The 10,787-nt window shown below is 42.8% G+C and carries 6 protein-coding genes, 1 pseudogene and 1 CRISPR repeat array; of the genes and pseudogenes, 1 reads left to right on the top strand and 6 read right to left on the bottom strand.

Annotated elements, in window-relative coordinates; translation table 11 throughout:
* Positions 1 to 521: 521 nt before the first annotated feature.
* From EA26_RS20115 to EA26_RS14380, 5 genes and pseudogenes are all read right to left on the bottom strand, one after another.
* Complete coding sequence (locus tag EA26_RS20115) at positions 522 to 1,019, bottom strand: DUF5675 family protein (protein WP_052079779.1); 498 nt, start codon at positions 1,017 to 1,019, stop codon at positions 522 to 524.
* A gap of 3,491 nt (positions 1,020 to 4,510) precedes the next feature.
* Positions 4,511 to 6,158: a CRISPR direct-repeat array (repeat unit 28 nt; unit sequence TTTCTAAGCTGCCTGTGCGGCAGTGAAC).
* A 241-nt stretch (positions 6,159 to 6,399) separates the two neighbouring features.
* Positions 6,400 to 6,834 (bottom strand): hypothetical protein, encoded by a 435-nt coding sequence (locus tag EA26_RS14395; protein ID WP_226978401.1) that lies wholly within the window; start codon positions 6,832 to 6,834, stop codon positions 6,400 to 6,402.
* A 680-nt stretch (positions 6,835 to 7,514) separates the two neighbouring features.
* The gene (locus EA26_RS14390) at positions 7,515 to 7,757 is read right to left on the bottom strand and encodes a RidA family protein (protein WP_081947116.1); all 243 of its coding nucleotides are present in this window, start codon (positions 7,755 to 7,757) and stop codon (positions 7,515 to 7,517) included.
* A 374-nt stretch (positions 7,758 to 8,131) separates the two neighbouring features.
* Positions 8,132 to 8,770 (bottom strand): annotated as a pseudogene (locus EA26_RS14385) (ISAs1 family transposase); the annotation flags it as partial.
* Between the two features lie 31 nt (positions 8,771 to 8,801).
* Positions 8,802 to 9,041 (bottom strand): LexA family protein, encoded by a 240-nt coding sequence (locus tag EA26_RS14380; RefSeq protein ID WP_020432846.1) that lies wholly within the window; start codon positions 9,039 to 9,041, stop codon positions 8,802 to 8,804.
* Between the two features lie 73 nt (positions 9,042 to 9,114).
* Between EA26_RS14380 and EA26_RS14375 the strand changes: the two genes are divergently transcribed.
* Positions 9,115 to 10,239 (top strand): IS630 family transposase, encoded by a 1,125-nt coding sequence (locus EA26_RS14375; protein WP_039423633.1) that lies wholly within the window; start codon positions 9,115 to 9,117, stop codon positions 10,237 to 10,239.
* On the opposite strand, the gene EA26_RS21030 is transcribed toward EA26_RS14375, so the two are convergent.
* Positions 10,136 to 10,660 carry a DUF924 family protein gene (locus EA26_RS21030; RefSeq protein WP_081947115.1) on the bottom strand — a complete coding sequence of 175 codons (525 nt, stop codon included), beginning with the start codon at positions 10,658 to 10,660 and terminating at the stop codon, positions 10,136 to 10,138. The genes EA26_RS14375 and EA26_RS21030 overlap by 104 nt on opposite strands.
* Between the last annotated feature and the right edge of the window lie 127 nt (positions 10,661 to 10,787).

Below are 10,787 nucleotides of genomic sequence, written 5' to 3'. Positions count from 1 at the left end.
ACTTTCACCACCAAAACTCGCCGCATAACAAAAATGCCACGCGGCATGAATCCCTCTTTAACGCCTTGTTAGCTGTTGCTAGCACTAATTTAATCTATCGTTCTTACTCTTATGGCATCAAGTCTTTCAATAAGAGCGTCAGCCATGGGTTCTAATTTATCCGATTGTTTTCCCGAGTAAGATTTCATTGTTGCTAATACATCCACTCTTAGCTGTTCTAACCGATCACTATCGTTACCTGTATGATCTGTGAACACCATCCCTTCCAGCTCATTTAACCATTTATTAAAAGACTCAGGGTTTTCGGAGAGCAAAAGTAAAGTTTTTTGAGGCTCAACTTTCAAAGCAATAAGAAGTAATGGTGAAACCTCTCCAGAAATTGCTCCATCTCTACGCTTCCAAATCTCCTAAAAAGAAAAAATTGTAGGCACTATTTCTGAAACATCTCTTTCGTCAAGATTTGATTCTATAGATTCATAGTTTCTATCATCCAATTGTGTAAAAGACTTACTTCTGGATTTTTAGCATACAATTGACATGAACAAAGAAAAGATACTATGAAAATTATCACACTTTTTATCATTGTTGCTGCTCAACTGATTAGATATATTTATGGTGATTTTTTTATAATTCTCTATTTCAGAAATTATTTCTTTTAGTGCTGATTTGCTGTTACCTACAGAGTAATGAGATTTAGCTACAACCCCCCATGTTTTACCTGGCATCAAACAACCGAGAGTATCTTTGTGATAATTTCCAGCATGGATCAGAATGAATGTCCTACCTGGAACATTTTGTAGTTCATATACATTCGGGTATTTCGGCGAACTATAAGGCAATAATTTATAAGTGCCAGCTTGAATTCTTTTATCAGATCCCTCTGTTATAGAATCTGGCCCTGCGGGTTCCAATACAAACCAACTTTTACTCACTCCTTCAATAGTCAACTGACCTAAAGTCGTCTCTCCCATTTGCTTTGTTCGCTTCAGATTTAACTTAACTTCATCTAATTTTTTCATTGCTCTTATCCTTGGCATAAAAGCCATAAAATACCAGATAAATAACTCTACAATAGGTTAAATTTATTGTTAATGGAGGTATCGCCAACTTCAATGAAATTGAGTATTAAGTTTCTTACATCAAATTATTTTGACAGCTAACGCCCTGCTAAGGGGTGAGCAATGCACTGCCAAAGTTACCGCACACCAACTTAATCACGAAAACCGCCGCATGCTGAAAATGCCACGCATTGCGAATCCCGCTTAAGCAGTTTGTTAGCTTAAATTTCAACGTCTTAGATTTACCAAACCTGAGATGAACCTGATTTGGAAAACCAACAAACCACCTGAGCTTTAAAACCCGAAATGACTCAAATTTTGTGGCCGTTCATGCGCTTTGAAAACCAGTAAATTTTGAGAACTCATTTTCGGCAAACTCAAAGCAAATGCAAAACTTCCAAAGCGACTTTGCGCCCAACTTGCTCACCTCGTGCAATCCCAAAACTCAATTGAGGCAACCGCTCAAAACTCGCATTAGCGAACAACGCTGATTTGCCGAGAAACCTAAACGAATTGCCAAGGGAAGAACGAAAAGACCACAAGCAATTGATTTTTATTGTTTTAAGCTAACGCCCTGCTAAGGGGTGAGCAATGCACTGCAAAAGCTACCGCACACCGCCTTAATCACAAAACTCACCGCATGCCAAAAATGCCACGCATTGCGAATCCCGCTTAAGCAGTTTGTTAGCTTAAATTTCAACGCCTTAGATTTACCAAACCTGAGATTAACTCGATTTAGGAAACCGGCAAACCACTTGAGTTTTAAAACCCGAATCGATTCGAACTTTGTGACCGTTCATTTGCTTTGAAACCAGTAAATTTTGAGAATTCATTTTCGGAGAACTCAAAGCGAACACAAAACTTCCAAAGCGACTTTGCGCCAACCTGGCTAACCTCGAGCAACCCAAAAACTCTATTGAGGCAACAGCTCGAAACTCGCGTTGGCAAAAAATGCTGATTTGCCGAGAAACCGAAACGAATGGCCAAGGGAAGAAAAAACAGGCTGCAAACAATTGATTTTCATTGCTTTAAGCTAACGCCCTGCTAAGGGGTGAGCAATGCACTGCTAAAGCTACCGCACACCGACTTAATCACGAAACCCACCGCATGCTGAAAATGCCACGCATTGCGAATCCCGCTTAAGCAGTTTGTTAGCTTAAATTTCAGCACCTTAGATTTGCCAAAACTGAGATGAACCTGATTTGGAAAACCAACAAACCACCTGAGATTTAAAACCCGAATTGACTCAAACTTTGTGGCCTTTCATACGATTTGAAAACTCGAAATATTGATAAATCATTTTCGGAAAACTCAAAGCGAAAGCAAAACTACCAAAGCGACTTTGCGCCAAACTTGCTGACCTCGCGCAATCCCAAAACTCAATTGAGGCACCGGCTCAAAACTCGCGTTGGCAAACAATGCTGATTTGCCGAGAAACCGGAACGAGCTGCCAAGGGAAGAAAAAATAGGCTGCAATCAATTGATTTTCATTGTTTTAAGCTAACGCCCTGCTAAGGGGTGAGCAATGCACGACGAAAGCCACAGCACACCAACTTAATCACAAAACTCACCGCATGCTGAAAATGCCACGCATTGCGAATCCCGCTTAAGCAGTTTGTTAGCTTAAATTTCAGCACCTTAGATTTACCAAACCTGAGACTAACCCAGTTTGGAAAACCAACAAACCACTTGAGCTTTGAAACCCGGATTGTCTCAAACTTTGTAACCGTTCACTTGCTTTGAAACCAGTAAATTTTGAGAACTCTTTTTCGCAAAACTCAAAGCGAAAGCAAAACTGCCAAAGCGACTTTGAGCCAAGCTTGCTAACCTCGCGCAATCCCAAAACTCAATTGAGGCAACTGCTCAAGACTTGCGTTGGCAAACAATACTGATTTGCCGAAAAACCTGAACGAATGGCCAAAGGAAGAAAGAACAGACCACAACCAATTAATTTTATTTGTTTTAAGCTAACGCCCTGCTAAGGGGTGAGCAATGCGCTACGAATGCTACCGCACACCGCCTTAATCACAAAACCCACCGCATACTGAAAATGCCACGCATTGCGAATCCCTCTTAAGCAGTTTGTTAGCTTAAATTTCAACGTCTTAGATTTACCAAACCTGAGATTAACCTGATTTAGGAAACTGGCAAACCACTTAAGTTTGAAAACCCGAAATTTTTGATAAATCATTTTCGGAAAACTCAGAGCGAACGCAAAACTTCCAAAGCGACTTTGCGCCAAACTGGCTAACCTCGTGTAGCCCCAAAACCCAATTGAGACAACAACTCAAAATTCACGTTGGCAAACAATGCTGATTTGCCGAAATAACCTGAACGAACTGCCAAGGGAAGAAAAACAGGCTGCAAACAATTGATTTTCATTATTTTAAGCTAACGCCCTGCTAAGGGGTGAGCAATGCACTGCAAAAGCGACCGCACACCAACTTAATCACAAAACTCATCGCATGCTGAAAATGCCACGCATTGCGAATCCCTCTTAAGCAGTTTGTTAGCTTAAATTTCAGCACGTTAGATTGACCAAACCTGAGATTAACTCGATTTGGAAAACTAGCAAACCGCCTAAACTTTGAAACCCGAAACAACTCAAACTTTGTGACCGTTCATTTGCTTGGAAACCAGTAAATTTTGATAAATCACTTTCGGAAAACTCAAAGCGAAAGCAAAACTTCCAAAGCGACTTTGCGGCAAACTTGCTAACCTCGTGCAGTCCCAAAACTCAATTGAGGCAACTACTCAAAACTCGCATTGATAAACAATGCTGATTTACCGAAAAACCTGAACGAATGGCCAAGGGAAGAAAGAAAAAACCACAACCATTTGATTTTACGTGTTTTAAGCTAACGCCCGCTTAAGTGGTGAGCAACGCAATACGATGTTACCGCACACCACCTAAATCACTAAGTTTACCGCAAACCACAAATGCCACGCGTTGCGAATCCGTCTTAAAGCGTTTGTTATGTTTAAGCTTCAAGGGCTTACGTTTTACAAAAACCAAGATTAACTCAGCGTTGACTCACAAACAAAAGCCAAGACCTAAAAAACTGAAATGACTCATAGATTTGAAAAACAACTTCAAATTTCGACTGTTCAAGCCCAAAACCTAAGATCAATTTTCTGATTGAGCCAACCACCCTAACCTCGCGCTTACCCGAGAATTGACTGAGGCAACTCTCTGAATTTCCAGCGCCAAACGAAGCCAACTTGCCGACAAGCGCAAAACCTACAAGCCGAGGGAGCAAAGAAAAGATACAACCAACTGATTTGACGTGATTAAACATAACGCCGCGTTAAGGGGTGAGCAACGCAACGACTAACTTACCGCATTGCACTAAAAACTAATAAAATCAATGCATAACGAAAATGCCGCGCGTTGCGAATCCCTCTTAAACGCTTTGTTAACTGGCCGATCCCAAATGCCAAAAGTACCAATATTTTTAAGCTGCCTGTGCGGCAGTGAACCATTCATGACAAAGTTTAGAGCTGGAAGTATTTTTCTAAGCTGCCTGTGCGGCAGTGAACGAGCTTATACCGCTGGTGTCAAAATGGGACTTTTTCTAAGCTGCCTGTGCGGCAGTGAACAGTACATTTCATGCTTAGTCTTGAAATATTCATTTCTAAGCTGCCTGTGCGGCAGTGAACAACTGGACCTACATCAAACACACGCTTAAATCTTTCTAAGCTGCCTGTGCGGCAGTGAACTGGCGTGTGCTATGTCCTTTCACACACCCCCATTTCTAAGCTGCCTGTGCGGCAGTGAACTACAACTTGGCGGCTTCAATAGCACGGGTTAGTTTCTAAGCTGCCTGTGCGGCAGTGAACGGCGGTAAAAAAGCTCGTGCGATTGCTGATGATTTCTAAGCTGCCTGTGCGGCAGTGAACTTTTGCATCCATGCCAAGGCGCATGGCTGATATTTCTAAGCTGCCTGTGCGGCAGTGAACATGTGCGACACTGACGAAAAGATGCGCGAAGTTTTCTAAGCTGCCTGTGCGGCAGTGAACGTTAAAAATAAAAATCACGAATAGCGGCAAGATTTCTAAGCTGCCTGTGCGGCAGTGAACAATGCAAGCGTTCATTGGCACAAGGCTTTTCATTTCTAAGCTGCCTGTGCGGCAGTGAACCCAAAAAACCTTAGCGTTTTTATTTCTTATTATTTCTAAGCTGCCTGTGCGGCAGTGAACAAGTTAGGCAGGATGAGGCGGGTAGGCTTGATTTTCTAAGCTGCCTGTGCGGCAGTGAACATTTGATTGGTCGCAGCGCGAAACGCTGTAACTTTCTAAGCTGCCTGTGCGGCAGTGAACATCAAGGTTTCCGCTGAGAGATTGGCAGAAAAATTTCTAAGCTGCCTGTGCGGCAGTGAACGAACCGATGGCCGCGTGCCGGATGACAGAAACTTTCTAAGCTGCCTGTGCGGCAGTGAACTAATGCTTTGCAGTGGGGCTCTCGTTGTGGTTTTTCTAAGCTGCCTGTGCGGCAGTGAACGAGCTTAATGCAAACTCGCTGATGATAAGTCATTTCTAAGCTGCCTGTGCGGCAGTGAACGTTCGCACATTCCCGCTACGTTTCCGTAGCATTTCTAAGCTGCCTGTGCGGCAGTGAACTATACGCTTGCGCGCCAGCTAACGGTTATTCATTTCTAAGCTGCCTGTGCGGCAGTGAACTATACGCTTGCGCGCCAGCTAACGGTTATTCATTTCTAAGCTGCCTGTGCGGCAGTGAACTTTCACGTAACGTTCAGCGGTGCCGTCATACTTTTCTAAGCTGCCTGTGCGGCAGTGAACACAACGCGCCCATGATTTCTTGCATTCCTGATTTTCTAAGCTGCCTGTGCGGCAGTGAACAGAGAAATCATCTTGTACGGGTCGCCATCGATTTTCTAAGCTGCCTGTGCGGCAGTGAACTAAGCGGACGGCTTGTATCGAGCAAGAACCAATTTCTAAGCTGCCTGTGCGGCAGTGAACGGCATGATGATCATTCAGTGCTGATCACCCAATTTCTAAGCTGCCTGTGCGGCAGTGAACCAGTTGTCCGGTCTGGACCGTTTTAACTTCTTTTTCTAAGCTGCCTGTGCGGCAGTGAACTATGAAACTTTATCAGTAACCTATTGTTAATAAAAGTAATTACATCAAATTTCTCAAAATAACCTTTTATTTTTCACTCGATTTATTATTAATATAAATCAATAACTTAAAATCCAACGAAAAAAGATGGGTAATTTTATTGCCAGTTAACGCCGCATTAAGGTGTGAGCGGCGCTTGGCTATACTTGAGCGAAGCGAAACTGCCAAGCGTTGCGAATCACTCTTAAATGCTTTGTTAGCTTTAAGCTGATAGCCCCACCAAAATTAACACATAACTATTATGAAAGGCGTGAGTTAAGAAAGCGACTTTTGCACCCTCAGATGTAGATACCTTTTGCCACACCTGAAAACCGAGGCAAAAAACAACAAAAGGGGCAAACGTGAACAAGCCCCACAATGGATGGCTTAAAGAGTGCAAAACTGAAATAGACAAGGCAACCAAGCAAGCGACCAATAGTATATTTTGCATGAACTTCTGAGCTAACCATATGAGTAGGACTATTAGTATCGTTTCTACAAATGGAGCGAATAGAATCAAACCGAGCGCATCAAAAAGGGAAAACGATAAGTTCTCATTAGGCGCATCTTCAGGCAAGCCAACTAAAAAATGATACAAACACGCTAAAACAAAGGCAATACAGGCACTTAATATTGATGCTTTAAAGCTATATGACATTTTTGAATCATTAATTTTGAATAGGAACATACGTACCCTTTTTAAAGCTAACGCCCGCTTAAGGGGCTGACAACGCTACTACCAAGTTTCCGCATAACACCGTAACCACCAAAATCAACGCATAATAAAAATGCCGCGCGTTGGAAGTCCCTCTTGAAGCGTTTGTTATGCTTTATTATTCATTGATTACATTGAACTTTTACAAAATTCATTTGTTCTCAGAAGTTTAACTCAAAATGGCAAACCAGCCTACTTTCAGCAATCATTGTTGTCGATAAGATCCCAAACAAGTTGAAGCGAATTAGCCTGCGGAATCAATGAACCAGCAACACCAAAGAAAGAGACCTTTCAGCAACAGTTGAATCTTTTGCGTGCACAATTTATCAGGGCAAAGTTACCGAAAAAGCACAACTATCGTTCAACTTTCAATAGCCACAAAAAAGAACAATAAACTCATAATATCAATGAATTAGAATAGGAAAATTTCTAAATCAGACTGAGTTTTCCCATTAAAATTTATATATTGATTTTGCTGAGGCTCAATAAAGCATAACGCCGCGTTAAGGGGTGCAGGCACGCAATACAAAAGCTACCGCACAGTGCCGTAACCACTGAACCCAACGCAAACTGAAAATGCCACGCGTGCCAAATCCCTCTTAAACGCTTTGTTATGTTCGTACTCAAAGCGCTACTACTGCCTCAATTTCAATTTGTAAGTCCGGATGAATTAGCTTAGAAACTTCAACCAGAGAACAGGCTGGCAAATGGCCGTCATAGAAATGAAATAGTAGCTCTCGGATACTCGCCAACTTAGATATATCACGAACAAAAATGGTTAGCTTTACCAAGTTGGTTTTTGCGCTGCCTTCCGCTTTGAGAACCGTTGAAATTTGATCGAGAATCTCTTTGGTCTGTTCTGTCAAACTAAGAACTTGAGCATCAGTACCGTATGCTGTAAGCCCAGGGCGTCCGCATGAGTGGTTAGAATTTAGTCATTGACTTAAATCCAGCGACTAAGACTTGCTCCAAGAAGCCGGGGTTCATCATGCAACGTTTCTGCTTCATTGGCACACTAATTCAGGGAAAAATCATGAACATCCTTGCTACATAAGGGCTCAAAGCTGGTCAAAAACTTCACAACGAGCCTATTAGATAAATAGCCAAAAATTGTAACTCATTGATTTTAATCAACCATGAAAATCAACTCGATTCAAACTATTCAATCTATCCGGATTTTTCACTTTCGAATTCTTTATCAGAATGCTGCAAACCCTTTAAACACGGGCATGTTCATGATTTTTCCCTGCACACTAATTTTGCTTGGCTCAGCTCTTAGCATGTTAAGCGCCATGTGTCTTAAACCTGCCAAATTTTCAGCCGCGTTTTGTCGGTAAATCTGACAAGCATCTTCTCGCATGCTCACATCTAAAATCCAGTGCATTGACTCTATGCCCCAGTGGGCTCGAATGGCATTTCCTGCCTGCTCCGCGGTCAGGTCTGCTGAACTTATGTAGTAGCGGTACTCCAGCTTTGGCGCTTTACCTTTGGCAACTCGGTAATTTTCAACCATGACAATACTGGCGAGTCCGCTCCACGTTGAGAAGTCACCCTCTAACTCACTAGCCTTGAGTACATGGCAAGTACGTGCTTCAACGCGGCCTTTTTGTTTCTCGATTTGATAAGTGGTTTTGTCAATCGGGGCACGGCGGTGTGGGGCGAAGGCTGTCTGTATGGCTGCCGACAACTTGCCTTGATTCCCCTTTACTGCCAACAAGTAATCACCGCCCTTGCTAGTGATCGCCTTGGCAATCTTGGTCTGGCAGGCCATCGCATCAATCGTCACGATAGCTCCTCGCAAGTCGAGCATCTTAATAAGCTCTGGAATCGCGGTAATTTCATTGCTCTTATCGTCAGTTTTGAGTTGGCCCAATACTAGTACCGTTTCCATTTAATTCTGATCGATTGAGCTACCAATCCAATGGTAGCTCTTTTACATCAATAGCCACCTTGATACTTCGGCTGACACCAGCTTCTTTCGTTATCAATCCACGCTCTTCAAGCTTCAATAACATCTGATGAACACTTGGTGGTGATACCTCAAAGTAATCTTGTAGATCTGCATGAGCTGGCGCTCGTCCATTCACTTTGGTGTAGTAGTAAATATAGGCCAGATACTGCCCTTGTTTTTTGGTGTATTTTCCAGACATTTTCCCATCTTAGATCGACATTTTTACCGGAGTATGATCAATTATTGGTTTTAAGAATGAAGCCTATCATGCCATGAATATTTCCTACCGTGTTGAACTGACTTGTGAAGAAATTGCTGAACTTAACGAACTCACCAGTAAAGGTAAGCACAACGCCAGAAAGCTAAAACGTGCCCAAATCCTTTTACTGGCAAATCACAGGCAACATACAGACGCTGAAATATGTCAGCTCTTAAACACCAGTACTTCAACGGTCTATAGAACCAAACGCGGTTTTGTTGAAGAAGGCCTGCAATCTGCCCTGGAAGAAGGAAAACGTCGTGGGCAGCCGAAGGCATTAAGCTCAAGCGAGGAAGCCACGCTTATCACTATCGCCTGTACCAAGCCACCTGAAGGGGTCGCTCGCTGGACGCTTTCTTTAATTGCAGACAGGCTGATTGCTTTGACGGACTTAGAAAGTATTTCTCTGGAAACAATCCGCTCACGACTTAAGGAAAATCAACTCAAACCATGGCAGAAGAAAATGTGGTGCATTGGTCAACTCAATGCGGACTTCATTGCACAGATGGAAGAAGTTTTGGAGTTGTATGCTCAACCTGCCAACCCCAAAGAGCCGGTCATTAACTTCGATGAGGCCATGAAGCAGATGATTTCCCATACAAGAGAGCCTATTTCAGCTAAACCTGGACAACCAGAACGCATCGATTATGAATATCGCAGGGAAGCGGTAGCGAATATCTTCCTGATGTATGACCGACATAATGGTTGGCGACATGCGAAAGCAACAAAAACCAAAAAGTTCGAAGACTTTGCTTGGTGCATGAAAGAGTTAGTTGATGAACATTACCCGGATGCAGAGCAAATTCATGTTGTATTAGACAATTTTACCACTCACAAGGCTGGCGCACTTTATCACACGTTCCCTGCGGGAGAGGCTCGTCGAATATTAAGGAAAATCACTTTCCACTATACCCCTCCTCATGCCAGTTGGCTCAACATGGTGGAGATTGAGATCGGCGTTATGAATCAGCAATGCCTTAATCGACGTATCGGGAGTTGGGAGGAATTACATCGGGAACTTAAAGCTTGGGAGACTATGCGCAATACAGAGAAAGCATCCATTGAATGGTTGTTTGATGTAGACAAAGCCCGGAACAAACTTCACCGGGCTTATGATGAACTAACCATTCAAAACTAAATGGAAAGGGTACTAGGTTACTTTCAACACCAAGCGCTTCAAAGAGTTTTACCGCCTGAGTATGAATTAGCTTTGATTCACTATGCATAAATGGCATGTACATGAATGCTCTCTCATTAATCGATAATTCAACATCTAGACCTTTTGAAATCGCAAACTGAGCTAACGCGAGAGCCATGGAATCACATGCGAAAGAGTCGACTTCATCTCGGTAAATATTGCGAGAGAACTGATCTAAGATAATTATCTCTGCTAGAGAACCAAGCGCAGTCTCACGCCATTTGAACAGCTCTCCATGCCGCGCTTGTCTGTGCAACTCACCGAAACGAGTCTTTATCGTTGAATCGAATACAGCATCTTTTTGCCACCATTGTTTTGGTTCCAACTCATTGAACCAGAAATCAATAATTTCCTTATACATCCTCGCCTCCAGATTTGCTGAGAACTGCATGGCAACATAACGCCCTGTTAAGGTGTGAAGCACGCAATGACCAAGCTTCCGCATGGCACTTCAACACCGAAATCAACGCATACCAAAAATGCCACGC

It is taken from the genome of Vibrio navarrensis, from assembly GCF_000764325.1.
GTDB lineage: Bacteria > Pseudomonadota > Gammaproteobacteria > Enterobacterales > Vibrionaceae > Vibrio > Vibrio navarrensis.
Note: the sequence above shows the minus strand (reverse complement) of the source record. Positions and strands in the feature narration are given on the sequence as shown.